Here is a 25,690-nt window from a genome sequence, read left to right as displayed (position 1 = left end):
GCCCAGCACCGTCAATGTAACGGGGGAGCGTGGCGGGCGTTGCCCTTGCCCTTCGGGAAGGGCGGTTTGGTTCACGGCATCTGGCTCATGTCATGCACCATCGCTGGCATCATATTGGTGTTCAGATGGTACATCACCCACATCGATCCGGCCAAGGTGATGCCGATGATCACGATCGTGAAGATCAGCGCCATCATCGTCCAGCCGCCTTCGGATTTGCTGCTCATGTGCAGGAAGAAGATCATGTGGACGACGATCTGGACGATCGCGAACGCCATGATGATGATCCCGGTCAACTGGGCGTCGGCGAGCGCCCCGGTCATCACCAGCCAGAAGGGGATGATCGTCAGGATCGCCGACAGGCCGAACCCGATCATGTAACCGCCCATGGTGCCATGGGCGGCATCGTCATGATGATCGTCGTGGCCGTGCTGTGCGTGCTGTTCCGCGCTCATCGCAGCATTCCCATCAGATAGACAAAGGTGAAGACGCCGATCCAGATGACGTCGAGGAAGTGCCAGAACAGGCTGAGGCACATCAGCCGGCGCTTGTTCGCCTGGATCAGGCCGCGCCGCGATACCTGCACCATCAGCGTCACCAGCCAGATCAGGCCGAAGGTGACGTGCAGCCCGTGGGTGCCGACCAGCGTGAAGAAGGCCGACAGGAACGCGCTGCGCTGCGGTACTGCGCCTTCATGGATCAGGTGGGCGAATTCGTAGAGTTCGATGCCCAGGAAGGCGAGGCCGAACAGCCCGGTGATCGCCAGCCACCCCTGCGTCGCACCCACCTTGCCCTTTGCCATCGCCAGCATGGCGAAGCCGAAGGTGATCGACGAGAACAGCAGCATCGCGGTGTTGAGCGCGACGAGCGACAGATCGAACAGGTCGCGCGGCCCCGGCCCCCCGGCGTAATTCCCGCCCAGCACCGCGAAGGTGGCGAACAGGACCGCGAACATGAGACAGTCGCTCATCAGGTACATCCAGAAGCCCAGCATGGTGCTTTGGCCTTCGGGATGATCATGTTCGTCCAGCACGTGGAAGACGGGGGTGGCGCCGGCTGGCGCCGTTTCTGCTTGCTGCAACATGGCGATCAGCTCCGTGCCGCGAGCAGCGTGGTCCGCTCGTCTTCTGTGCGGATCACCTCATCCACGGGGATGTGGAAATCGCGCTTGTAGTTGAAGGTATGGCCGATCGCGACGATCAGGATCGCGGCGAAGCTGGCAGCCGCCAGCCACCACATGTACCAGATCATCCCCATCGAAAATGCGATGCTGAGCACGGACAGGATCACCCCGGTGCCGGTGTTGCTCGGCATGTGGATCGGGCGGAACCCGCTGGTCGGCCGCTGGTAGCCGCGCTTCTTCATGTCCGTCCACGCATCGCCATCATGGATGACGGGCGTGAAGGCGAAGTTATAGTCCGGCGGCGGCGAACTGGTCGCCCATTCCAGCGTACGGCCATTCCACGGATCGCCGGTCGTGTCGCGCAGCTGTTCGCGGTCGCGGAAGCTGACGTAGAACTGGATCAGCATGCAGGCGATGCCGAGCGCGATCAGGACCGATCCGATCGCCGCGATGACGAACCAGATTTGCAGGCTCGGATCGTCGAACACGCGCATCCGGCGGGTCACGCCCATCAGGCCGAGGATGTAGAGCGGCATGAACGCGGTCCAGAAACCGACCACCCACAGCCAGAACGACCGCTTGCCCCAGGTGGTTTCCAGCTTGAAGCCGAACGCCTTGGGCCACCAGTAATTGATCCCCGCGAACAGCCCGAACAGCACGCCGCCGATGATCACATTGTGGAAGTGGGCGATCAGGAACAGCGAGTTGTGCAGCACGAAATCGGCCGGCGGCACCGCCAGCAGCACGCCCGTCATCCCGCCGACGACGAACGTCAGCATGAAGGCGATCGTCCACATCATCGGCAGTTCAAAGCTGATGCGGCCGCGATACATGGTGAACAGCCAGTTGAAGATCTTGGCGCCGGTCGGGATGGAAATCACCATCGTCGTGATGCCGAAGAAGCTGTTGACGCTGGCGCCCGATCCCATCGTGAAGAAGTGGTGCAGCCATACGAGGTAGGACAGGATGGTGATGACCACCGTGGCATAGACCATCGACGTGTAGCCGAAGAGGCGCTTGCCCGAAAAGGTCGACACGACTTCGGAAAAGACGCCGAACAGCGGCAGGATCAGGATGTAGACTTCCGGGTGGCCCCAGATCCAGATGAGGTTGACGTACATCATCGGATTGCCACCGAAATCGTTCGTGAAGAACGCGGTGCCGACATAACGATCGAGCGAAAGCAGGACGAGGGTGGCCGTCAGCACCGGGAAGGATGCGACGATCAGCACGTTGGTGCACAAGGATGTCCAGGTGAAGACGGGCATCTTCATCATCGACATGCCCGGCGCACGCATCTTCACGATCGTCGCGATCAGGTTGATGCCCGACAAGGTTGTCCCGACGCCGGCCACCTGCAAGGCCCAGATATAATAATCGACCCCCACATTGGGGCTATAGGCGATGCCCGACAGCGGCGGATATGCCAGCCAGCCGGTCTGCGCGAATTCGCCCACGAACAGCGAGATCATGACGATCACCGCGCCAGCCGCCGTCATCCAGAAGCTGAAATTGTTGAGGAACGGGAACGATACGTCGCGCGCGCCGATCTGCAGCGGCACGATATAGTTCATCAGGCCCGTCACCAGCGGCATGGCGACGAAGAAGATCATGATCACGCCATGGGCGGTGAAGATCTGGTCATAATGGTGGGCGTTGAGATAGCCCTCCGACCCGCCGAATGCCATCGCCTGCTGCAACCGCATCATGATCGCGTCGGCAAAGCCGCGCAGCAGCATGATCAGGCCCAGGATCATGTACATGATCCCGATCCGCTTGTGATCGACCGTGGTGAACCACTCCTTCCAGAGATAGCCCCACAATTTGTAGCGGGTGATGACGGCGAACATCGCGATGCCCCCCAGCATCACGGCGGCGAAGGTGGCGACCACGATCGGCTCGTGCAGCGGGATCGAATCCCAGCTCAAACGGCCGAAGATCGTCTTCATCAAGGCTGGATTGTCGAACATGCGGCCTCTAGCGGATGCGCGCCGGTTCGGGCGAACCGGTTTGGGTGGGGGCGGGCATGGCGTGATGCGTCATGCCGGCATGTGGATCGTGGGCGGCGTGCGGCTTGGCCGGGGCCATGGCAGGCTTGGCGGCCATTGGCTTGGCGGGCATCGGCTTGTCCGCCGTCCTGGCGTCCATCCCATGGCCGGTATGGCCGGCATGGCCCGCAGGGGCGGCCTGTGCGGCATGACCGGCATGGCCCGTTGGGGTGGCATGTGCCGCCGGCTTGGCCGGGGCGGTGCCTGCCGGAATCTTCAGGGCGAACGGCGCCAGCGCCGCGCCGTCATGGCGCAGGCCCTGAAGGTCATGGGCCGATTCCTTGCCCGCGCCGCCGGCCGCGTCGACCATCATCAGTTCGTTCATGCACCGCTGGCCGGGCCGGGCGCACAGGTTGACGATGGCGTTGAACAATTCCCCGTCGACCGTGGCGAAGCGCCGCGGCGGAACCTTCTCGCTTGGCTTTTCGAGCGCCATATATTCGGTGCGATCGAGCGCGCCGCCGCCGGCCTTTACGTCCTTCACCCAGCGATCGAAACCGCCTGCATCCAGCGCGTGGAAACGGAAGCGCATGCCGGAAAAGCCATGGCCGCTATAATTGGCGGAAAAGCCTTCATAATTTCCGGGTCTGTTGGCGACGGCGTGGAGCATCGTCTGCATCCCCGGCATCGCATAGATCTGCCCGGCCAGCGCCGGCACATAGAAGGAATTCATCACCGACGACGATGTCAGCTTGAAGCGGATCGGCACGCCGACGGGGGCGGCCAGCTCGTTCACCGTGGCGATGCCGAGATCGGGATAGATGAACAGCCACTTCCAATCGAGCGCGACGACCTGGACCTCAAGCGTCTTGACCTTTTCGTCCACGGCTTGCGTCGCGTGGATCCGTTCGATCGGACGGTATGGATCGAGCAGGTGGGTGCTCGTCCAGGTGACCGCGCCCAGGCAGATGATGATCAGCAGCGGGGCCGACCAGATCATCAGTTCCAGCGAGGTCGAATGATCCCAGTCGGGATCATAATCGGGCGCTTCGGCCGATTTGCGATATTTCCAGGCGAACAGCACGATCAGGATCATCACCGGGATGATGATCAGCAGCATCAATCCGGTTGAAATCAGGATCAGATCGCGTTGCTGCACCGCCACATCCCCGGCGGGGTTCATGACGATCCAGTCGCAGCCGGCCAGCGGCAGCAACAGCAGGGGTGCCAAAGCCCTGGCCTTGGCAATGCCAAGCCTTGAGCCGGGTTTGGGGCCGATTTTCGGCAGGGATGGTCGACGGACGGTCATGGACGAGGCGGCTAGGCCTTCCTCGTCGCTGCCGACATTGGACACTTTGTCCAATCACTGTTGCAGCGCAAAAGAGGCATTGGGCCACCGAACGAGTGAGCGATTCCCTTTCGCGCCGGCTGCCGGTGTATAGTGGGGTCGTTCTCAGCGAACGGGCTTTAAGGAGCGATCCGCCCCATGAGTGCACAGGCTGCCACGCCATCGTCGACGTCCGCCGAACGCGACGCGCGTACCATCACCGCGCGCCACAAACGCGTCATGCCCGGCGAGATCGCGATCGGCGTCATCATCGGCCGCACGTCGGAATTTTTCGATTTCTTCGTTTATGCGATCGCGTCGGTGCTCGTGTTTCCGGCTTTGGTCTTCCCCTTTGTCGATCCGCTGACGGGCACCTTGTTCTCGTTCGCGATCTTCGCGCTCGCGTTCGTCACCCGGCCGATCGGATCGCTGATCTTCATGGCGGTCGATCGCCAATATGGCCGCGGGGTCAAACTCACGATCGCCCTGTTCCTGCTCGGCGGGTCAACCGCGGCCCTCGCTTTCCTCCCCGGTTATGAAACGATCGGCTACGGATCGGTGTTCATGCTGGCGCTGTTGCGCGCAGGGCAGGGGCTGGCGCTGGGCGGCACATGGGATGGCCTGGCCTCGCTGCTCTCGCTCAACGCGCCGGAAAACAAGCGCGGCTGGTATGCGATGATGCCGCAATTGGGCGCGCCGATCGCCTTGCTGGTCGCCAGCGCGCTGTTCGCTTTCTTCGTGTCGAGCCTGTCGACCGCCGATTTCCTCGATTGGGGCTGGCGCTATCCGTTCTTCGTGGCGTTCGCGATCAACGTCGTCGCCTTGTTCGCGCGGCTGCGCATCGTCGTCACCCATGAATTCGAACGCCTGTTCGAAAGCCGCGATCTTCAGGCATCGCCGGTGGTGCCAACGGTGCGCGCCGAAGGCCGCAACATCATCCTTGGTGCGTTCGCCCCGCTCGCCAGTTTCGCCTTGTTCCACATGGTCACGGTGTTTCCGCTGTCGTGGGTCGCGCTGTTCACCGAAGAAGCCGTCCACCGCTTCCTGGTCATTGAAATGATCGGTGCCGCCGTCGGCATTCTCGCCATCGTCGCGTCGGGCTTCATTGCCGATCAGGTCGGCCGGCGGCGTCTGCTGGGCGGTTCGGCGATCGCGATCGCGGTGTTCAGCATCTTCGCGCCGCTGCTGCTGAACGGCGGCGATTTGGGCGAAGTCGCGTTCATGGTGATCGGCTTCATGCTGCTCGGCCTGTCGTTCGGCCAGTCGTCGGGTGTCGTCGCCTCGAACTTCTCGACCAGCACCCGCTACACCGCATCGGCGCTGACGTCGGATCTGGCCTGGCTGTTCGGGGCGGGCTTTGCGCCGCTGGCCGCGCTTGCGCTGTCCAGCCATTTCGGCCTGTTCGCATCGGGCATCTATCTGCTGTCGGGCGCGATCTGCACCCTGCTGGCGCTGTGGATCAACAAGGGGCTGGCCGCCAGCAAGTCCTGATATCGATCGGGCGGCCATATCGTTTTCGGATATGGCCGCCCGATCGGGACATGTCAGCCGGCTAGGGTTGCATCATTGCCGGCGGACAATCAGCGTGCCGGCGTCGTTGTTCGCCATTTGCGGGGCACCCCGCGCCCGTTCGATCGCAAAGGCGACGTCCTGTTTGGCGCGATCGAGCGTGGTGCGGTAGCAGGCGCGGGATTGGACGGCGAGCGTCGGGATCTGCAAATCCTCGACATTGCAGACCTGGCGTGCGGCATTGCGCACCCGGCTGCCCAGGCGGTTTGCCCCCGCATCGTTGCGCAGGTTGAGATCGGCATAACTCACCAATATTGTCGGATGTTCGGAATCGGCCAGTCGGCGGCCCGTGGCGACGATCGTGCCATCCGCATTCTGCGCCTGCGCCTGGGTGGTGACAGTGGCAATGGCGACGAGCGCCAGGGCCGTCCACGCATTCTTCATGACCATAGACATTGTGAAAAGTCCTTCTGTCCGATGTGGTGCGCCCCGGGCCGCGACGGGCCAAACTGGTCTTATGGGCGCGACTCCGGAATCGATGGGGCCGCGCTGGCCATCCCCAACTTCCGATCCAGCAGGATTCGGATGTGAAACGGCGCTGACGACAGGCTGGCAGCGACGGGGGAAAATCGCGTGATATGCGCGTCAAACGGCCATCAAATAGGGGTTTGGTTGCGTTTCCTGCCTCGGTTCGGCGATATTATTTCGTTAAATGCATGTTCGACGGAACGAAATTGCGATCCTTTGGCGTGAACGGTGCGCGCGGCGCTCCTGATCGATCCGGCCGATGCGTCACGCCGGTTTCGCCCGCAGCCACAGCGCCAATGCGGTGAGGATGGCGACGATTCCGACAAGCAGGATCAGCCACCCGATTCGTCGCGGCGGACGCGCGATCGGGGTGGCCGCCGGCAGGTCACCCAGTTGCGATATATGGCGCGCGCGCGGGTCGGGCGAAGGCAGGTCGGTCGCGGCGGTCAGGCTCTGATACAGGCGCCGGGTTTCCTGCGAAGGTTCGATCTGGAGGTCGTTTTGCAATATAGTGCATAACCGCTGGAAACGGTGGTGTACGGCGCCAAGATCGCCATCGGCATGATCGGCGAGCATACCCAGCCGGGCGAGCGTCTCGCTGGAATTGTCGAGTCGTTCGATCCAGGAAATCAACGTGCGCACATGGCCGTTGGCGCGCCGGTTCAGCCCGTCGCGCGCCGCTTCCATGGCGAGATGGGCGATCCGGTCATGTTGCTTGGCGCGTTCGGTGGCGAGCCATTCGTCAAATGCCGGGTCGAGATTGTCGAGGCCGTCGAACAGGCGGTCGTCCCGCTTGGCGAGCAGATCGGTCAGGTCCGCGATGCGCCCGGTGCGGGCGGCCTGTTCGATGCTGGCGATGTCGCTTGTCAGCAAATCGGCATCGACCTGGATGTGATCGCGATGCGGCACCACCAGCGGCCGTCCGTCGCAGGCGAGGGTGCGCAATTCGAACAGCGACTGGCGCAGGCTGGCGCGGGCCTGCCTGTCGCCGCGTTCGCTCCACAGCAAACCGGCGAGTCGTTCCCGGCTGGTGCCCGCGCCATTATGGCTGGCGAGATAGGCGATGATGGCGCGCGCCTTGCGCCCCCGTGGCGAACAGTCCTCCCGTTCGCCGCGATGGAACAGTGCAAACTGGCCCCAACATCGCAATTCGAAACCATTATTCCGCGAAGCTGGGCCTTGACGCGCGTCCGTCGCCGGATCGTCCATCAGACGCCCCAATTTCCGACACGCCAGATCCCGACACGCCACAGCCGGAAATGGCTGAAGCATATATTCTACGCCTCAGCCACCGCCGCGCCTATATGCAATGCGATCAGGCGATCCGCGGCCGGCGCGCCGCCCACGGTGCGGCCTGCTCCAACTGTCCCGCCAACTGGAACAAGGTGGCTTCGTCGCCATAGCGGGCGGAAAACATCACCCCGATCGGCAGCCCCGATTGCGTCATCGCCAGCGGCACCGACATGCTCGGCTGGCCGGTCTGGTTCTGCAATCCGGTGAACGGCGTGTATTCGCTCACTGCCTTGTAATAGCTGTTGATATCCGCCGGCGACAGGCCAAGGATGCCGAGTGGTGGTGGCGGTGCGGCCACCGTTGGCGACAGCATGATGTCATAGCCTTGCATGAACTGCGCGACGGTGATCGCGGCGGTTTGCAGGTCGCTATTGGCGCGGGCGAATTCCGTGCCGGGCATCTTCAGGCCCATTTCGTAGTACGCCATCGTGGCGGCTTCGAGCACATCAAGGCTGGGCTTGATCCCGGTCAGTGCGGCCCGCGCCTGCAGGTCGGCTGCCACCGAGGAGGATATGATCGCATAGGATGCGCGGCCGATCGCGGCGAGATCCAGCTTGGGGGCTGCTTCCTCAACATGATGGCCAAGGCTTTCCAGCAGTTTAGCGGTGTTGCGCACGGCCGCGATCACTTCGGGATCGACAGGGGTGCCGGCCATCGGCGTTACGTTGAGCGCGATCCGCAATGGCCGGGGCGCGCGGCTGACTTCTTCCAGAAACGGGCGCTCGGGCGTCGGCGCGCCATAGCGCGATCCCAGTTCCAGCCCATGCGTGGCATCCAGCAAGGCCGCGCTGTCGCGCACGCTGCGGGTTACGGCATGGTGGACGGACATGCCGCCCCAGCCTTCGGTGCGCGGCGGGCCCATCGGCACCCGGCCGCGGCTGGGCTTCAGGCCGAACAGGCCGCAGCAGGATGCCGGGATGCGGATCGATCCGCCGCCATCGGTGGCGTGGGCAGCAGGGATCACGCCTGCCGCGACGGCCGCGGCCGCCCCGCCGCTCGATCCGCCGGCGATCCGTTCCGGATTCCACGGATTGCGCGTCAGGCCGGTCGCCTTGGATTCGGTGGTGCCGGTCAGCCCGAATTCCGGGGTCGTCGTTTTGCCGAAGATGACAAGCCCGGCGCGCTCGTGACGCAGCACCAGTTCGGAAGTCACCGTCGCCCGGTTGCCCTTGTAATAGCGGCTGCCATTTTCGGTCAGTTCGCCGGCGATATAGGTGTTCAGATCCTTGATCAGCCACGGCACGCCGGTGAACGGCCCGTCGGGCAGCCCCTTGGCGATCGCCGCGCGGGCGCGATCATAATGTTTCTGCGCCATGAAGTTGAAGCGCGGGTTCTGCGCTTCGGCCTGCGCGATCGCGGCCTCCAGCAGTTCGCCTGCCGAAACCTGTTTGCGGCGGACGAGATCGGCCAGCCCAAGGGCGTCATGGTCCTGCAGGATGCTGGTTTTCGCGGCGGGTGCGGCCTTGGCGTTCCCCTTGGTTGCGGTGGCTGCCATCATGGCGGTGGCGGCCACGCCGGCCAGTGTTTCGCGTCGCGACATGCTCATGCGCCTGCCCGGACGTCAAAAATGGGCGTGACTGTGAAACCTGTCATCATGGCGCATCCTTCTCGCATTGCCGCTGCATCGTCGGTCCGGGTCTGTCCGTCGGACGTGCGCGATCTGGCGTCGGGTGTGCAAAGAAACATTTCATCGCGCAAGTGGACTCGCGTCTAAAATTTGTCCGTTGATCTCAAATGATATCGGATTCATGCCGTAGGGCCGTGGCCTTCGTTCCGGCGACGGCGGCTAACCAGCGGGGAATGATGATGATCCTGTCCAATCGGCGCGCGATGTTCGGCTGGCTTGGTGGCGCGCTGCTGCTGTCGTCCGGGGCGGGACGGGCGATGCAGGCGTCCTTGTCTGCCGGCTCGATTGCCGATGCGGTGGCCGCGCTCAAGCCCGGGGAGTTCATCTGGGCGCCGGATGTCGCACCCGATGGCCCGGTGATGATCATCGTCAGCCTGCAAACCCAGCGCGCTTATGTCTACCGCAACGGCGTGATCATCGGCGTGTCGACCGTATCGACCGGCAAGGAAGGCCATGAAACGCCCACGGGCGTGTTCACCGTCCTGCAAAAGGCCAAGGATCACAAATCCAACCTCTACAACAATGCGCCGATGCCGTTCATGCAGCGGCTGACCTGGGATGGCATCGCGCTCCACGCCGGCAATCTGCCGGGCTATCCCGCGTCGCACGGCTGCATCCGCCTGCCGATGGCGTTCGCCCGCCAGCTTTATGGGGCGACATCGCTCGGCCTGACCGTGGTGATCACCGATGCGCACGATGTGCCGCGCGTCGCGCCGACGCCGGCGGTGCTGGCCGGCAACGCGCCCTCGGCCGCGAATGACGATCGCGCCCGCTGGCAGATCGACAAGGCGGCGACCGGCCCGATTTCGATCATCATCAGCGCCAGCGATCGCCGGCTGCTGGTGTTGCGCAACGGGGTGGAAATCGGCCGCACGCCGGTCACGATCAGCGGCCCGGTGACGGGCGCCAGCGCCTATACGCTGCGGGCGAAGGACGACACCGGTTTCCACTGGCTCCAGTTGCCGCTGCCCGGCCAGGCAGTCGAACCGGGGCAGGAATTAAGCGCGGAGGAACGCGAGCGGCTCCACATCCCCGAAGATTTTCGTGTCCGGCTGGCTGCGATGCTCGTGCCGGGCACCACGGTGGTCCTCACCAGCGATACATTGCGCTCCGGTGGATCGGGCCGGAAGATGACGGTGATCGCGGGTGACGAAGACGCGTCGTCGGGCGGTCAATAAACCTTGCGGAAGGTGAGGTTGTAGCGCGCCGCCCCGGTCAGCGGATGCGTGCCATCGGCCACCGGGTCGATGCCGTGAAAGGCAAAACGCGCCGGCCCGCCCCAGACGACGACATCACCGTGCGCCAGCCGCACCCGGCGTGGCCGATCGCGGCGTTCCGGCCCGCCCCACAGGAAGGTTGCGGGTAATCCCAGCGACACCGATACGATCGGCGCGCTCTGGTCCCGCTCGTCGCGGTCCTGATGCAGCGACAGCCGCGCGCCGGGTTCGTAACGGTTGATCAGGCAGGCATCGGGCACGAATCCGGCAAAGCCCGCCGCCGTCGCCGCTTCGGCGGCAAACGCCGTGAACAGTGCGGGCATGGCCGGCCAGCGACGCCCGCTTAGCGGATCGGCCGGATCGTATCGATAGCCGCTGCGATCGCTCACCCAGCCAAAGGTGCCGCAATTGCTCATCGCCACCGACATCCGCCAGCCGCCCGGCGTGATCAGGTGGCGCAGCGGCGCATCCGCCAGCACCGTTTCCATCGCCGCGAACAGCGCCTGCGCGCGGTCGCTGGCGAAACCGCCTAGCACGATCGCACCCGGATCGAGCGGCTGATCGCGTCGCTCACCCGCGAACAGATCGTCGGCAAAGGCCGGGGGGGACAAAGGCTGCGGGTCAGATCGCATCGTGGAAGATGATCCCCAGCATGTGCCGCTGCCCGCGCCGCAACGTGCTCACCCCGTGGCGCATGGCCACGCGATAATCGCCGCGCGCGCCTTGCACCGGGCGGTGGTTGACCGCGAACAGCACGGCATCGCCCTGTTCGATCGGCACCACTTCGACACGCGATTGCATGCGCGGGCGTTGTTCGGTCAGGACGAATGCGCCGCCATCGAAATCCGCGCCCGGCCGTGACAGCAAAACCGCCGCCTGCACCGGAAACATGTGCGCGCCGTACAAATCCTGGTGCAGGCAATTATAGTCGCCCGGCCCGTACCGCAGCACCAGCGGGGTCGGCCGCGTCTGCCCGGCGGCGTGGCAGCGGGCAAGGAAATCGGCATGGCCGGCTGGAAATTCCTCATTGATCCCCAGCCTCGCGTTCCAGCGATTGGCGATGGGCACGAGCCGGGCGTAAAGCGCGGTCCGCAGCGCCGCCACGTCCGTTGGCAGGGGATAAGCGAGATAGCGATATTCCCCGCGTCCAAAGCCATGCCGCGCCATCGTCACGGTCTTGCGAAAATGCGCTGGTTCGTCATACCGCCCGGCCATCGCCGTGCATTCGGCTGCGGACAGCAGCGCCGGCAGCACCGCCCAGCCTTGCCTGTCGAGATCGGTGGCCACGGCCGCCCAGTCTATCGTCGCGATATCCATCATGGCGCGCCTGATGCCGCAAGACGCGTGCGCCCGGCATCCCGCCGCTTGCGTTCAAACCGGGCGATCATAGCATGAACGCCAATTGTGCCGGTGGATCGGCGGCGGCACCGGCAGCATCAAGGTTCGATAATGTTACCCCCAGCAGCCGCACCCCCAGCGCCAGCGGGAATGTGCTGCGGATGAGATCGATGCTGATCGCGTGCAACGCGGCCCGGTCCGCCACCCCGCTCGCCATCGTCCGGCTGCGGGTGATCAGGCGGAAATCGGCGTAGCGGATCTTGACCGTGACGGTGCGGCCCGACGAACGGGTGCGCGCGCACCAGTCCCACACTTCGTCGGCCATCGCGCGCACGCCGTCTTCCACCGCCGCCGGGGTCGTCAGGTCGTGGGAATAAGTGGTTTCGGATCCCGATGATTTGCGCGGCCGATCGGGCACCACGGCGCGCTCGTCGATCCCGCGCGATATTGCATGATACCAGTGGCCCGCCTTGCCGAAATGCTGCTGCAACCAGCCCAGTTCCTGCCGGCGCAGATCGGCCCCGGTGAAGATGCCCAGCCGGTTGAGCTTTTCGGCGGTCTTGGGGCCGACGCCGTGGAACCGGCCGACAGGCAGATGTTCGATGAACGCCGCCCCTTGTGCCGGGGTGATCACGCACTGGCCGTTGGGCTTGTTCTGGTCGGACGCGATTTTCGCCAGGAACTTGTTGTATGAAATGCCGGCGGATGCGGTGAGGCCGGTTTCCGCCAATATGCGCGCGCGGATTTCCTCGGCCGTTGCGGTGGCCGATGGCAGGGCGCGGCGATTTTCGGTCACGTCGACATAGGCTTCGTCCAGCGACAGCGGTTCGACCAGATCACTATAGTCGGCAAAGATCGCGCGAATCTGCCCGGATACCGCCTTGTACACGTCAAAGCGCGGCGGCACGAATGCCAGTTCGGGGCATTTGCGCATCGCGGTGACGGATGGCATCGCCGATCGCACGCCATATTTGCGCGCTTCATAGCTGGCCGCCGCGACCACGCCGCGCGCGTTCGATCCGCCCACCGCCACCGGCCGGCCGCGCAATTCCGGCTGGTCGCGTTGTTCCACCGACGCGAAAAAGGCGTCCATGTCGATATGGATGATCTTGCGCGTCACGCTGTCCGCCATCGGGGCTATGGTTGAACTGGCCGGAACATCATAAGAACATGTGATGCGAATGTCACCCGCCTCGTGGTGGCCGGCGTTGGCGCCTTCGTCCGATCATATGACAGGTTCGTCGTGCCGGTGCGCGCCTGCCCGGCGCGGTGTTGGCCTGGTCGCGTTGGCGTGGCCGTAACGATGCCGTTGCGTCAGCGCTCTTGGGGCGGGGGGCGCTGGACTTGTCCCTTGCCGCAACAAAGACAACAAGGGGTCTGCGTGATGGAATGGATGTTTTTGCCGCTACGGCGCTATGCCGATTTCAGCGGCCGGTCGTGCCGGCGTGAATATTGGATGTTCGCGCTGATGCATGGCGTAATCGGCATGCTGCTTTACCTGCCGGTGCTGACAGCGATGGCCGTCGCGCCCGATGGCCCGCCGCCGGCGATGCTGGGCGTCGCATTGCCGCTGTTCACGCTCTATGTGCTGGTGATGTTCGTGCCCGCGCTGGCGGTGCAGGTGCGCCGTCTGCACGATGTTGGCCGATCGGGCTGGCTGCTGCTGGCCGGGCTGGTGCCCGTGGCTGGTGTCTTCATCCTGCTTTACCTTCTGTGCCAGCGGGGCACGACCGGGCCGAATCGCTATGGCGCCGATCCGATCGTGGATGACGGCATCTTGCCGGCCTGATGGATGGTAAGGGCGCGCACCGCCCGGATCGTGGCGCTTGCGCCCAGCTCCACCGGATCGGCGTGCGCGGCGAACAACAGCCCGATATCGCGGACATGATCGAACCCGGCGAGCCGTGCGCGCACCACGCCGGGGGCGGCATGGCCGTCGGGCATCACCGTCACCCCCAATCCGGCGGCCACCAGCGCCAACGCGCGATCGTCGTTCGTCGTCCGTGCCGCGAAAAAGGGGCGCACCCCGCGCGTGGTGAAATAATGGCTGGTTTCGGCCAGCACCTCGCAGTTGCGGCGCACGATCATCACATTATCGGCCAGCGCCTCGGCTGCGATCACGCTCTCACCCGCCAGTGGATGTGCCTCGGGCAATGCGAGGCCATAGCCTTCGGACCATAAGGGGGCCGCCGCATAACGATCCGTGTCCGGCCGCAGCAGGGTCAGCGCCACATCGATCCGCCCGCGCGCCAGCCGATCGAGCAGATCGCGTTCGCGCCCTTCGACCAGTTCCACCTGTTCCGCATCGTTGCCGCGCGCCGCCGCGATCTGCGCCACCAGCGGCGTCGGGATCGTCGCCAGCACGCCCAGCCGCACCGTCCGCTTGCGCGCCTGGCCCGCAACGGCGCTTTCGGCGAGGTTGAACTCCGCTTCGATCCGCCGCGCATGCACCGCGAAATGCGCACCCGCCGGCGTCAGTTCTACCCGGCGGTTGGTGCGGTGGAACAGCGGCCGGGCGAGCAGGCGTTCCAGCTTGGCGATCCCCACCGAAAGGGTGGGTTGCGAAACATTGCATTGTTCGGCGGCACGGCTGAAATTGCCATGGTCGATTACGGCAAGGAAGTAGCGCAGCAGATAGCGGTCAATCATAGATCGCATCTATACAATGCCGCCGGTGGTTTCAATTTTGCCGACAATAAGGCGCTCTGTAAACAGGGCCGATACATCGCAAAGGAGAGGGCCTTGGCCGATAATCTGGATTTCGCGCTGGGCGATATGGCGGATGCGATCCGCGATACTTGCAGCCGCTTCGCCGCCGATCGCATCGCGCCGCTGGCCGCGAAGATCGACGCCGAAGACTGGTTCCCCCGCGAACTCTGGCCCGAAATGGGCGCGCTCGGCCTGCACGGCATTACCGTCGACGAAGCCGATGGCGGGCTTGGCCTCGGCTATCTCGAACATGTCGTGGCGCAGGAAGAAGTGGCCCGCGCTTCGGCGTCGATCGGCCTGTCCTACGGCGCGCATTCCAATCTGTGCGTCAATCAGCTGCGCCGCTGGGGCAATGCCGATCAGAAGGCGCGCTATCTGCCCAAACTGATTTCGGGCGAACATGTCGGCAGCCTCGCCATGTCCGAATCCGGGGCCGGGTCCGACGTCGTGTCGATGAAGCTGAAGGCCGAAAAAAAGGGCGATCGCTACATTCTCAACGGCACGAAATTCTGGATCACCAACGCCACATATGCCGATACCTTGGTCGTCTATGCGCGGACGGGTGAAGGATCGCGCGGGATCACCACCTTCATCATCGAACGCGGGATGCCGGGTTTTGCGATCGGCCAGAAGATCGACAAGGTCGGCATGCGCGGTTCGCCCACCGCTGAACTGGTGTTCACCGATTGCGAAGTGCCCGCAGAAAACGTGATGGGCCCGGTTGGCGGTGGCGTCGGCGTGCTGATGTCGGGCCTTGATTATGAACGCACGGTGCTCGCCGGCATCCAGCTTGGCATCATGCAGGCGTGCCTCGATGTCGTGCTGCCTTATGTGCGCGAACGCCAGCAATTCGGCCAGCCGATCGGCGCGTTCCAGCTGATGCAGGCCAAGGTGGCGGACATGTATGTCGCGCTCAATTCCGCCCGCGCCTACGTCTATGCCGTCGCCCGCGCCTGCGATGCGGGCCGGACGACGCGCTTTGATGCGGCGGGCGCGATCCTGCTCGCGTCGGAAAATGCGGTGAAGGTGGCCCTCGAAGCCGTGCAGGCGCTGGGCGGGGCGGGCTATACCAAGGACTGGCCGGTCGAACGCTTCATGCGCGACGCCAAGCTCCTCGATATCGGGGCCGGAACCAACGAAATCCGCCGGATGCTGATCGGCCGGGAACTGATCGGGGCATGAGCGCGCCCGTCCTCCCCACCGCGATCGACACAGCGTCGGACGCCTTCCACGCCAACACCGCGCACAACCGCGCCTTGGCCGATGATCTGCGCGCCCGCGTCGCCACCGCCGCGCTCGGCGGGTCGGAATCCGCCCGCCACCGCCATGTCGCGCGCGGCAAGCTTTTGCCCCGCGAACGGGTCGAACGGCTGCTCGATCCGGGTTCGCCTTTCCTTGAAATCGGCCAGTTGGCGGCCTGCGACATGTATAAGGGTGAGGCGCCGGGCGCGGGGGTGATCGCCGGCATCGGCCGCGTGTCCGGCCGGCAGGTGATGATCCTTGCCAATGATGCGACGGTGAAGGGCGGCGCCTATTTCCCGATGACGGTGAAAAAGCATCTGCGCGCGCAGGAAATCGCCGAACAAAATCGCCTGCCCTGCGTCTATCTGGTCGATAGCGGCGGGGCGAACCTGCCGCATCAGGCCGAAGTCTTTCCCGATCGCGATCATTTCGGCCGCATTTTCTTCAATCAGGCGCAGCTGTCGGCCAAGGGCATTCCGCAGATCGCGTGCGTCATGGGCAGTTGCACCGCTGGCGGTGCCTATGTGCCGGCGATGTCCGATGAAACGGTGATCGTCCGCAATCAGGGCACGATCTTCCTCGCCGGCCCGCCGCTGGTGAAGGCCGCGACCGGTGAAATCATTTCGGCCGAAGAACTGGGCGGGGCCGACACCCATGGCCGCAAATCCGGCGTGGTCGATCATGTCGCCGAAAATGACGAACATGCGCTCGCCATCGTCCGCGATATCGTCTCGACGCTGAACACCACGTCCAAAGTGGATATCGACCTCCGCGATCCGCGCGCGCCCAAATATGACGCGGACGAATTGTACGGCCTGATCCCGCCTGACGTGCGTGCGCCCTATGACGTGCATGAAGTGATCGCCCGGCTGGTCGATGGTTCCGAATTTCACGAGTTCAAGGCGCTCTATGGCACCACTTTGGTTTGCGGCTTTGCCCGCATCTGGGGGATGCCCGTCGCGATCCTCGCCAACAACGGCGTGCTGTTTTCGGAAAGCGCGATGAAGGGCGCGCATTTCATCGAACTGGCGCAGCAACGCCGCGTGCCCTTGCTGTTCCTCCAGAATATTTCGGGTTTCATGGTCGGCGGCAAATATGAAGCCGGCGGCATCGCCAAGGATGGCGCGAAGCTGGTGACGGCAGTCGCCACCGCCACCGTGCCCAAGATCACGGTGCTGATCGGCGGCAGCTTTGGCGCGGGCAATTACGGCATGTGCGGCCGGGCTTATTCGCCCCGTTTCCTGTTCACCTGGCCCAATGCCCGTATCAGCGTGATGGGCGGCGAACAGGCGGCCTCGGTCCTCGCCACCGTCCACCGCGACGCGGACACTTGGACGCCACAAGAAGCCGAAGCGTTCAAGGCGCCGATCCGCCAGCGGTATGAGGATGAAGGCAATCCGTACCACGCGACGGCCCGTTTGTGGGACGATGGCATCATCGATCCCGCACAAACCCGCGACGTGCTGGGCCTGGCCTTCGCCGCCACCCTCAACGCCCCCATCCCCGAACGCCCTGCGTTCGGCGTGTTCCGGATGTGATGGGGTGGTTCCCCACGCTGCCCGTCACCCTGAACTTGTTTTAGGGTCCATCGCGCGACAGGCGCTGTACGATCGGTTCAAGTCCAAGTGCGGGCGCGAGATCGCTCCATCGCGGATTGTCGCCTTCAATCAGGTTGATCTTCCAGTCGCGGTGCCAGCGTTTGAGCTGCTTTTCGCGGGCGATGGCCGAAATCATGTCCTCGAACATCTCGAAACGGACGAGACGGATGACACCGTGTCGGGCTGTGAAGCCGCCGGTGGCACCCGTGCGATGCTGATGCAGCCGGGCGATGATATCCGAAGTAACGCCGATATAGAGCGTACCATAAGCACCACTGGCGAGAATGTAGCCGCAGGGCTGCTTGGTCATTCCGCCATCGATAGCATGGTATGCGTGGAAAGATGGATCCTGAAACAAGTTCAGCATGACGAAAATTTTAGGGGCTCTGCGCGAACCCTCGATCATCTCAATTCAGAGGCGCATCCATGATCCGCTCCCTTCTCATCGCCAATCGCGGCGAAATCGCCTGCCGCATCATCCGTACCGCGCGCGCGATGGGTATCCGCACCGTTGCGGTCTATTCGGATGCCGATGCCCACGCGCTCCACGTTCGGCAGGCGGACGAAGCCGTGCATATCGGCCCGTCGCCGTCGCGCGAAAGCTACTTGCAAGGCGACAGGATCATCGCCGCCGCCAAAGCTGCCGGTGCAGAGGCGATCCACCCCGGTTACGGCTTCCTGTCCGAAAACGCCGCCTTCGCGGCAGCAGTGATCGATGCGGGGCTGATCTGGGTTGGTCCCAACCCCGCCAGCATCACCGCGATGGGCTTAAAGGATGCGGCCAAGGCGCTGATGGCGGCCGCCGGCGTGCCCGTCACCCCCGGCTATCTCGGCGCGGATCAATCGCCCGAACGGCTCCAGCAGGAGGCCGATGCGATCGGTTATCCGGTGCTGATCAAGGCGGTTGCCGGTGGCGGCGGCAAGGGGATGCGCCGCGTCGATGCGGCGGCCGATTTCGCCGAGGCGCTTATGTCGTGCCGGCGCGAGGCGGCGTCCTCGTTTGGGGACGATCGCGTGCTGATCGAAAAATATATCCTCTCGCCGCGGCATATCGAAGTGCAGGTGTTCGGCGATACGCAGGGCAATATCGTCCACCTGTTCGAACGCGATTGTTCGCTCCAGCGTCGCCACCAGAAGGTGATCGAGGAAGCCCCCGCGCCCGGCATGGACGAAGCGACGCGCGCGGTGATCTGCGACGCGGCGGTGAAGGCGGCGCGCGCGGTCGATTATGTCGGCGCGGGGACGATCGAATTTATCGCCGATGCCTCCGCCGGGCTGAGCGCCGATCGCATCTGGTTCATGGAAATGAACACGCGCCTGCAGGTCGAACATCCGGTGACCGAGGAGATTACCGGCGTCGATCTGGTCGAATGGCAATTGCGCGTCGCATCGGGTGAACCTTTGCCCAAACGGCAGGAAGACCTTGCGATCACCGGCCACGCCGTCGAAGTCCGTCTCTATGCCGAAGATCCGATCAAGGGATTTCTGCCCAGCGTCGGCGAACTGCAATGCCTGCGTCTGCCCTCCGGCGTCATCCGTGTCGAAACCGGGGTCGACGAAGACGATGCCGTCTCGCCCTTCTACGATCCGATGATCGCCAAGCTGATCGCCCATGGCCCCGACCGGGCCGAAGCGATCCGGCTGCTGGCGGACGAAGTGGAATGGGTGCAGGTCTGGCCGGTGGCGACCAACGCCGGATTCCTGTTCCGTGCGCTCAGCCATCCGGGGTTCGCGGCGGGCGCCGTCACCACATCGTTCATCGCCGATCATCAGGATGCGCTGTTGCCGCCCGCATCACCCAGCGATGCGGCGTGGAAGCTGGCGGCGCTCAGCCTTGCCGATGCGCATGATGGCCAGCTGGGCCTGTCGCCCGCGCAGCCATGGCTGGCGATCGCCGGCTTCCGCCTCAATCAGCCGCGTCATGCGCCGGTGGCGGTGGCGTGCGGCGATGACGTCCGCGTCGTCGATCTGTGGCGGGGCGGCGATGTTAGCGGCGGCACGATGGCGATCGGCGACGATCTGATCCTCGTCGAACAGGGGCAGACCTATGGCTTCCGTCTCGCCCGCTTCGGCGGCAGCGGGGCGGGGGCGGCGTCCGATGGTGCGATCCTGTCGCCCATGCCCGGCCGGATCGTTTCGGTCGATGTCGCCCAGGGGCAGGCGGTTACCAAGGGGCAAAAGCTCGTCATGCTCGAAGCGATGAAGATGGAACAGGCGCTGGTCGCCCCGTTTGATGGCACGGTGGCGGATCTGCGGGCGGTTGCGGGGGCGCAGGTGGCCGAAGGTGTCACGCTGGTTCGCGTGGAAAAAGGCGCGTGACCGGGCCGGTCGTTACAGAAATCGTTACGACCCCGGTTTTATTGCCCGCGCCCGGCGGCATCGCGCGGACATCATAATATAGCGAAGGAGAGTTGGCGTGGCAGGGCGTTGGTATGAAGACTGGAACGTCGGCGATCGGATCGTCCATGAAATCCGCCGCACGGTGACCGAGACGGACAATCTTCTTTTTTCGACGATGACGCATAATTCGCAACCGCTGCACATCGATGCCGAAGCGGCGCGCGCCAGTGAATTTGGCCAGATCCTCGTCAACGGCACCTTCACCTTTGCGCTGATGGTGGGCCTGTCGGTGCCTGACACCACCGTTGGCACGCTTGTCGCCAATCTCGGTTATGACAAATTGGTCATGCCCAAGCCGGTTTTCATCGGCGATACGATGCGCGCCGAAACCGAGGTCGCGGCCTTGAAGGACAGCCGTTCACGCCCCGATGCCGGCATCGTCACCTTCCGCCACGAATTGTGGAACCAGCGCGATGACGTGGTGTGCCGGTGCCTGCGGATGGCGCTGATCCGCAGGCGGCCGGTCGGCTGATTTCGCTCGGGACGAACGGGACGAACGGAAAGCCGGGGTTCAGTCGTCGATCCGCCGCTTATAGGTTTCCGGCAGGAACAGGATGCCGGCGATCAGCGTGATCACGGCCACCACGATCGGATACCATAGCCCGTAATAGATATCGCCGGTCGCCGCGACCATCGCGAACGCGGTTGTCGGCAGGAACCCGCCGAACCAGCCATTGCCGATATGGTAGGGCAGCGACATGGATGTGTAGCGGATGTTGGTGGGGAACAGTTCCACCAGCAACGCCGCGATCGGGCCGTAGACCATCGTCACATAGAGGACGAGGATGGTGAGGATCAGCACCACCATCACCTTGTCGATCGCCGCCGGATCGGCCTTGGCCGGATAGCCGACTGCATCCAGCCCGGCCTTCAACTGGCCGTGGAACGCCTTGATCGCGTCGGGCCGGTCCGCGCCCGATATGGCGGCCGTATCGACCGATGCGATCGTCCTGTCACCGATCCGCACCTGCGCCACGCTGCCGGGGGCGGCCGCGACATTGGCGTACGACACCCCCGCTTTCGCCAGATAGGCCTTGGCGATGTCGCAGGATGTGCTGTCGAACCTGTTTCTGCCGACCGGATCGAACTGCACCGAACATTCCGCCGGATCGGCGATCACGCTGACCGGGGCTGTTGCCTGCGCCGCGTACAGCGCCGGGTTGGCCGCCTTGGATAGCCCTTGGAACAGCGGGAAATAGGTCAATGCCGCCAGCGCGCAGCCCGTCAGGATGATCGGCTTGCGGCCGATCTTGTCGGATAGCCAGCCGAACAGGATGAAGGCCGGGGTGGCGATGGCCAGCGCGATGGCCGTCAGGATGTTGGTGGTGGCGCCATCCACCTTCAGCGTCTTTTCCAGAAAGAACAACGCGTAGAACTGGCCGGTATACCAGACCACCGCTTGCCCCGCGACCGCGCCCACCAGCGCGATGATGACGATCTTGAGGTTGCCCCATTTGGCGAACGCCTCGGTCAGCGGCGCCTTCGAAATCTTGCCCTCGGCCTTCATCTTGTTGAACACCGGGCTTTCGGACAATTGCATCCGGATCCACATCGATACGCCCAGCAGCACGATCGAAACCAGGAACGGCACGCGCCAGCCCCAATCGGCAAATGCCGCTTCGCCCACCGCGTAACGCACGCCGATGACGACCAGCAGCGCCGCGAACAGCCCCAATGTCGCCGTCGTCTGGATGAAACTGGTGTATAGCCCGCGCCGGTGGTTGGGCGCATGTTCGGCCACATAGGTCGCCGCCCCACCATATTCGCCGCCCAGCGCCAGCCCCTGCAACAGCCGCAGCACGACCAGCGCGATCGGGGCCGCGACACCGGCCGACGCATAGCTTGGCAGCAGGCCGACCAAGAATGTCGACAGGCCCATGATCCCCATGGTGACGAGGAAGGTGTTCTTGCGGCCGACCAGATCGCCGATCCGCCCGAACACCAGCGCCCCGAACGGCCGCACGGCAAAGCCCGCCGCGAACGCCGCCAGCGCGAAGATGAACCCCGTCGTTTCGTTCACGCCCGAAAAGAATTGCGCGGTGATGATCGTGGCGAGCAGGCCGTACAGGTAGAAATCATACCATTCGAACACGGTGCCCAGCGACGATGCGGCGATCACCAGCTTCTCGCTCTGCGTCGCTTCGTGCTGCTTGGGCAGGTCGCCCGCTCCGCTCGCCATCCGTCACTCCTCCCGCGGGCGCGCATTGCGTTGCGTGCCTCTTGGGGGGAGAGCTAGCCGGAAAGCGGGCGTGTGCGAAGATGCGATCGCTTGTTTAGCCCCACGCGTCATGCTGAACTCGTTTCAGCATCCATCTCTCCGCAGGCGCGGACAGTGGGTGCGGCACGATGGACCCTGAAACGGCGAAGCGACCCGCTGAGCCAGGGTGACGGTGGAGGGTGGTGCGACGGCAACCACCTACACCGAAATGTCGAAAGGGGGCGCGCCCCGCCCCGGCGCTTACCCTTCGCCCGCCGCTTCCTTGTTCGCCGCCGCCATGGATTTCGCATCCAGCCCGCCCAGGCTGTTCTTGGCGATCATGTCGTTCTGGGCATGGGCGAAATGGTGCATGTGGAAATGGGCGTCGGTCGCGGTGCGCTTGCCGCGCAGATCCTCGACATGATTCAGCGCCTGCTTGGTCAGCCAGTTGCCCAGCCGCGAACGCGTCGCCAGTTCGTCGGCGATTGCCTTCACATCGGCGTCCAGCGTCGCGCGGGTCGACAGGCGGTTGACCATGCCGAACTGATAGGCGCGTTCGGCCGGCATCCGGTCGCCCAGCAGGATGAATTCCTTGGCGATGCGCGGCGGCAGTTCGAACCCGTGCGCGAAATATTCGACGCCGGGAATGCCCATCCGTCCTACCGGATCCTGAAAGAAGGCGTCGTCGGTGGCGACGATGATGTCGCACACCCATGCCAGCATCAGCCCGCCGGCGATGCACGCGCCCTGCACGGCGGCGATCGTGGGTTTCGGAATGTCGCGCCAGCGGCGGCACATGCCGATATAAACCTCATGTTCGCGCGTGTAGAGGAATTCGGCCGCCGGCTTGTTGGTGTGATCGGGCACCAGATGCACCCGATCCCATGATGCGGTGACGTCGCGGCCCGGCGTGCCGATGTCATGCCCGGCGGAAAAATGCTTGCCCTCACCCTTCAGCACGATCGCGCGGATCGCATCATCGTCGGTCGCGCGGCGGAAGGCCGCATCCAGCGCATAGGTCATCTGGCTGTTCTGCGCGTTGTTGAAACGGGGCCGATCCATGATGATGTACGCCACCGCGCCATCGATTTCATAGCGCACCGGGGTATCGGTTTCGTAGGCGATATCCGCCGTCTTGGGTTCGACCAGATCGTCCATGGCATTATCCGTTTCAAGTCGGAGGGCGGGCCAGCTTTGCGTATGGCTCACTTCATTGTGTGTCCAATATCGTCATTATGGCGGCGGTGCAGCATCAAAATGCGTAGTTCTTTGTTCAAAGGACTCCTATGGTCCGACGGAAATATGGAGGGATGATTATGCTGGACAAGGTGACGCTGAACCATAGTGATCTGCAGGTCAGCCGGGTGTGCTACGGCACCAACATGTTCGGCACCGCGATCGAACAGGGCGCGGCCGATGCGATCCTTGATCGCTTCGTCGAACTGGGCGGCAATTTCCTCGATTCCGCGCGCAGCTATGGCGACTGGATTCCCACCGCGCCGAAGGGCGCCAGCGAACGCGCGATCGGTGATTGGCTGAAGCGCCGCGGCCGCGGCGATATGATCATCGCCACCAAGGGCTGCATGGTCGATCTGCGCGTGGGCGACTGGCGCAACCGCTGCACGCCCGACGATCTCGCCAGCGATCTGGCCGAAAGCCTCGATCATCTGGGGCTGGACACGATCGATCTCTACTGGCTCCACGCCGATAACCCCGAAGCTCCGGTCGCAACGATCATCGACGCGCTGATCGGGCACCAGAAGGCCGGCCGCATCCGTTATTTCGGTGCGTCCAACTGGTCGCCCGAACGGATCGCCGAAGCGCAGGCCTATGCCCGCTCGATCGGCCATCAGGGCTTCATCGCGGTGCAGCCTTATTGGGGCCTCGCCAAGCCGAACGCCGAAGGGCAGGCGGCCCAAGGCTATGGCCAATATTATGAAGATGGCTTCGCGTCGGTCCATGGCGATCTGACGATGATCCCTTATTCCAGCCAGAGCCGGGGTTTCTTCGTCAAGATCGAAGCCGACGGCGAAGAAGGCCTGCGCGGCGATCTCAAGCAGATGTACGTCAACGACACCAACCGCGCCCGGCTGAAGGCGGCGCAGGCCATCGCCAAGCGCCACGGTGTCAGCACCAACGACATCGCGCTGGCCTATCTGGTCAATCAGCCGCTGCCGACGATCCCGATCCTCGGCGCCAGCAGCCCCGCGCAGCTGGCCGAAAGCGTGGCCGCCGTCGCGATCAAGCTCAGCCCGGCCGAACTCGCCGAGTTGAGCGTGACTGCCTGATAGGAATACCCGCTTCTTTCCCTTCTTCGTCACCCTGAACTCGTTTCAGGGTCCATCGTGATACGGGCGATGTCCGTGCCTGTGGAGAGATGGATGCTGAAACAAGTTCAGCATGACGAAGGGTGGGGTAGGGGCCGCGCACCTCAACCCGCCAGAATATCCCGCCCGATCGCGTCGATCCGCGCCGCGCCGGTCAGCGCCATCGCCACGCGCATTTCGGCTTCGATCAGTTGCAGCAGGTGCGTGACGCCGGCCCCGCCGCCGCCGCCCAGCGCATAGGCCCAGGCCCGGCCCAGCATCACGCCCTTGGCCCCCAGCGCCAGCATTCGCACCACATCCAGCCCCGATCGCACCCCGCCATCGGCCAGCACGGTCAGCCGATCGCCTACCGCGTCGGCAATCGGCGGCAGCGCGCGCGCGGTGGATAGCACGCCGTCCAGCTGCCGCCCGCCATGGTTGGATACGACGATCCCGTCCGCGCCGATATCGGCCGCCGCGCGCGCATCGTCGGGGTCGAGTATGCCTTTCAGGATCAGCGGCCCATCCCAGTTGGCGCGCACGAAATCCATGTCGGCCCAGCTGATCGCCGGATCGAAATTGCTGCTAACCCAGCCGAAGAAATCCTCCAGCCCCGATTTGGCGCCCAGCACCGGCGCGACATTGCCCAATTGGTGGGGCCGCCCCAGCAAGCCCACGTCCCACGCCCAGCGGGGGCGCAACGCGGCCTGCCCGAAACGGCGCAGGCTCGCCAGCGGCCCCGTCGCACCCGCCAGCCCCGATCGGAAATCGCGATAACGCGTCCCCGCCACCGGCATGTCGACCGTGAACACCAGGGCGGTGCAGCCCGCCGCGCGCGCCTGATCGAGCAGCGCGCGCATGAAGCCGCGATCCTTGATCATGTAAAGCTGGAACCAGAAGGGGGCCGGGCTGGCCTTCGCCACCTCGTCGATCGGGCACACCGATACGGTGGACAGGGTGAACGGCACCCCCGCCGCCGCCGCCGCGCGCGCCGCCTGCACTTCGCCGCGCCTGGCATACATGCCGGTCAGGCCGATCGGGGCGAGCATCACCGGCATCGCCAGTTTCTTGCCGAACAGTTCGGTGGAAAGCGTGATTTGCGAAACATCGCGCAGGATGCGCTGGCGCAGCGCCACCGCTTCCAGATCGCTGACGTTGCGGCCCAAGGTCACTTCGGCATAAGCGCCGCCGTCGATATATTCGAACAGGAAGTGCGGCAGCCGGTGTTGCGCGAGGGCGCGATAATCGAGCGCGGATGCCGCCTTCACCTGTCTCTCCCTGATAAGCG

Annotated in this window: 23 protein-coding genes; 8 read left to right on the top strand and 15 right to left on the bottom strand. The window is 64.3% G+C overall.

The features are described from left to right. Positions 1–71: 71 nt before the first annotated feature. The 4 genes from cyoD to cyoA are packed head-to-tail and all read right to left on the bottom strand — an operon-like array spanning position 72 to position 4,420. Positions 72–455 (bottom strand): cytochrome o ubiquinol oxidase subunit IV, encoded by a 384-nt coding sequence (gene cyoD, locus KC8_RS09485; RefSeq protein WP_010125478.1) that lies wholly within the window; start codon positions 453–455, stop codon positions 72–74. Continuing rightward, the gene (gene cyoC, locus KC8_RS09480) at positions 452–1,084 is read right to left on the bottom strand and encodes a cytochrome o ubiquinol oxidase subunit III (protein WP_010125479.1); all 633 of its coding nucleotides are present in this window, start codon (positions 1,082–1,084) and stop codon (positions 452–454) included. Before cyoC ends, cyoD begins: the two co-directional genes overlap by 4 nt. Before the next feature lie 5 nt (positions 1,085–1,089). After that, positions 1,090–3,093 (bottom strand): cytochrome o ubiquinol oxidase subunit I, encoded by a 2,004-nt coding sequence (gene cyoB / locus KC8_RS09475; protein ID WP_010125480.1) that lies wholly within the window; start codon positions 3,091–3,093, stop codon positions 1,090–1,092. Between the two features lie 7 nt (positions 3,094–3,100). Beyond that, positions 3,101–4,420, bottom strand: a complete 1,320-nt coding sequence (gene cyoA / locus KC8_RS09470) for a ubiquinol oxidase subunit II (RefSeq protein ID WP_083831237.1) — start codon at positions 4,418–4,420, stop codon at positions 3,101–3,103. 177 nt (positions 4,421–4,597) lie between these two features. Here cyoA and KC8_RS09465 point away from each other — a divergent pair, with 177 nt between their 5' ends. Further along, positions 4,598–5,929: an MFS transporter gene (locus KC8_RS09465; RefSeq protein WP_010125483.1), complete on the top strand. Its 1,332-nt coding sequence runs from the start codon at positions 4,598–4,600 to the stop codon at positions 5,927–5,929. Positions 5,930–6,001: 72 nt separating this feature from the next. Here KC8_RS09465 and KC8_RS09460 read toward each other — a convergent pair whose 3' ends face one another. The 3 genes from KC8_RS09460 to KC8_RS09450 form a co-directional block, all read right to left on the bottom strand. Beyond that, positions 6,002–6,403: a UrcA family protein gene (locus KC8_RS09460; protein WP_083831232.1), complete on the bottom strand. Its 402-nt coding sequence runs from the start codon at positions 6,401–6,403 to the stop codon at positions 6,002–6,004. 336 nt (positions 6,404–6,739) lie between these two features. Then, positions 6,740–7,684 (bottom strand): AfsR/SARP family transcriptional regulator, encoded by a 945-nt coding sequence (locus KC8_RS09455; protein ID WP_010125485.1) that lies wholly within the window; start codon positions 7,682–7,684, stop codon positions 6,740–6,742. 106 nt (positions 7,685–7,790) lie between these two features. Beyond that, positions 7,791–9,308: an amidase gene (locus KC8_RS09450; RefSeq protein ID WP_232455672.1), complete on the bottom strand. Its 1,518-nt coding sequence runs from the start codon at positions 9,306–9,308 to the stop codon at positions 7,791–7,793. Between the two features lie 260 nt (positions 9,309–9,568). Between KC8_RS09450 and KC8_RS09445 the strand changes: the two genes are divergently transcribed. After that, positions 9,569–10,573: a L,D-transpeptidase gene (locus KC8_RS09445; protein ID WP_010125487.1), complete on the top strand. Its 1,005-nt coding sequence runs from the start codon at positions 9,569–9,571 to the stop codon at positions 10,571–10,573. On the opposite strand, the gene alkB is transcribed toward KC8_RS09445, so the two are convergent. The 3 genes from alkB to dinB all read right to left on the bottom strand — a co-directional run bounded on the left by alkB (position 10,567) and on the right by dinB (position 13,082). Then, the gene (alkB, locus tag KC8_RS09440; protein WP_010125488.1) at positions 10,567–11,244 is read right to left on the bottom strand and encodes a DNA oxidative demethylase AlkB; all 678 of its coding nucleotides are present in this window, start codon (positions 11,242–11,244) and stop codon (positions 10,567–10,569) included. The genes KC8_RS09445 and alkB overlap by 7 nt on opposite strands. Next, positions 11,234–11,929, bottom strand: a complete 696-nt coding sequence (locus KC8_RS09435) for a 2OG-Fe(II) oxygenase (RefSeq protein ID WP_010125489.1) — start codon at positions 11,927–11,929, stop codon at positions 11,234–11,236. The genes alkB and KC8_RS09435 overlap by 11 nt, the downstream gene beginning before the upstream one ends. A 67-nt stretch (positions 11,930–11,996) precedes the next feature. Further along, complete coding sequence (dinB, locus tag KC8_RS09430) at positions 11,997–13,082, bottom strand: DNA polymerase IV (protein ID WP_010125490.1); 1,086 nt, start codon at positions 13,080–13,082, stop codon at positions 11,997–11,999. Positions 13,083–13,334: 252 nt separating this feature from the next. Between dinB and KC8_RS09425 the strand changes: the two genes are divergently transcribed. Next, the gene (locus KC8_RS09425; protein WP_010125491.1) at positions 13,335–13,739 is read left to right on the top strand and encodes a DUF805 domain-containing protein; all 405 of its coding nucleotides are present in this window, start codon (positions 13,335–13,337) and stop codon (positions 13,737–13,739) included. Here KC8_RS09425 and KC8_RS09420 read toward each other — a convergent pair. Beyond that, positions 13,694–14,599: a LysR family transcriptional regulator gene (locus KC8_RS09420; RefSeq protein WP_010125493.1), complete on the bottom strand. Its 906-nt coding sequence runs from the start codon at positions 14,597–14,599 to the stop codon at positions 13,694–13,696. The two genes, KC8_RS09425 and KC8_RS09420, sit on opposite strands and share 46 nt — an antisense overlap. A gap of 126 nt (positions 14,600–14,725) precedes the next feature. On the opposite strand from KC8_RS09420, the gene KC8_RS09415 reads away from it, so the two are divergent. Together KC8_RS09415 and KC8_RS09410 are read left to right on the top strand one after the other, a co-directional pair. Next, the gene (locus KC8_RS09415; protein WP_037496137.1) at positions 14,726–15,841 is read left to right on the top strand and encodes an acyl-CoA dehydrogenase family protein; all 1,116 of its coding nucleotides are present in this window, start codon (positions 14,726–14,728) and stop codon (positions 15,839–15,841) included. Further along, a complete protein-coding gene (locus tag KC8_RS09410) occupies positions 15,838–17,439 on the top strand; it encodes a carboxyl transferase domain-containing protein (RefSeq protein WP_010125495.1) in 1,602 nt (533 codons plus the stop codon). Before KC8_RS09415 ends, KC8_RS09410 begins: the two co-directional genes overlap by 4 nt. Positions 17,440–17,479: 40 nt before the next feature. On the opposite strand, the gene KC8_RS09405 is transcribed toward KC8_RS09410, so the two are convergent. Further along, a complete protein-coding gene (locus KC8_RS09405; RefSeq protein WP_029624541.1) occupies positions 17,480–17,809 on the bottom strand; it encodes a GIY-YIG nuclease family protein in 330 nt (109 codons plus the stop codon). Positions 17,810–17,925: 116 nt separating this feature from the next. On the opposite strand from KC8_RS09405, the gene KC8_RS09400 reads away from it, so the two are divergent. Both KC8_RS09400 and KC8_RS09395 read left to right on the top strand, forming a co-directional pair. Next, complete coding sequence (locus tag KC8_RS09400) at positions 17,926–19,818, top strand: acetyl/propionyl/methylcrotonyl-CoA carboxylase subunit alpha (protein ID WP_010125497.1); 1,893 nt, start codon at positions 17,926–17,928, stop codon at positions 19,816–19,818. A gap of 97 nt (positions 19,819–19,915) precedes the next feature. After that, entirely contained in the window at positions 19,916–20,371 is a 456-nt protein-coding gene (locus KC8_RS09395) for a MaoC family dehydratase (RefSeq protein ID WP_010125499.1), read from the top strand. Positions 20,372–20,410: 39 nt separating this feature from the next. On the opposite strand, the gene KC8_RS09390 is transcribed toward KC8_RS09395, so the two are convergent. Both KC8_RS09390 and KC8_RS09385 read right to left on the bottom strand, forming a co-directional pair. Further along, positions 20,411–22,078: an MFS transporter gene (locus KC8_RS09390; protein ID WP_010125500.1), complete on the bottom strand. Its 1,668-nt coding sequence runs from the start codon at positions 22,076–22,078 to the stop codon at positions 20,411–20,413. Positions 22,079–22,357: 279 nt separating this feature from the next. Then, on the bottom strand, positions 22,358–23,254 hold the full coding sequence (locus KC8_RS09385; protein WP_010125501.1) for an enoyl-CoA hydratase: 897 nt from the start codon (positions 23,252–23,254) through the stop codon (positions 22,358–22,360). Between the two features lie 158 nt (positions 23,255–23,412). On the opposite strand from KC8_RS09385, the gene KC8_RS09380 reads away from it, so the two are divergent. Further along, positions 23,413–24,384 carry an aldo/keto reductase gene (locus KC8_RS09380; protein ID WP_010125502.1) on the top strand — a complete coding sequence of 324 codons (972 nt, stop codon included), beginning with the start codon at positions 23,413–23,415 and terminating at the stop codon, positions 24,382–24,384. A 143-nt stretch (positions 24,385–24,527) separates the two neighbouring features. Here the strand turns inward: KC8_RS09380 and lldD are convergent, their stop codons facing one another. Next, positions 24,528–25,670: an FMN-dependent L-lactate dehydrogenase LldD gene (gene lldD, locus KC8_RS09375; RefSeq protein WP_010125504.1), complete on the bottom strand. Its 1,143-nt coding sequence runs from the start codon at positions 25,668–25,670 to the stop codon at positions 24,528–24,530. Positions 25,671–25,690 lie beyond the last annotated feature (20 nt).

Origin of the sequence: Sphingomonas sp. KC8, assembly GCF_002151445.1 — a bacterium.
Lineage (GTDB): Bacteria > Pseudomonadota > Alphaproteobacteria > Sphingomonadales > Sphingomonadaceae > Sphingomonas_E.
This window is presented reverse-complemented; position numbering and strand designations above follow the sequence as displayed.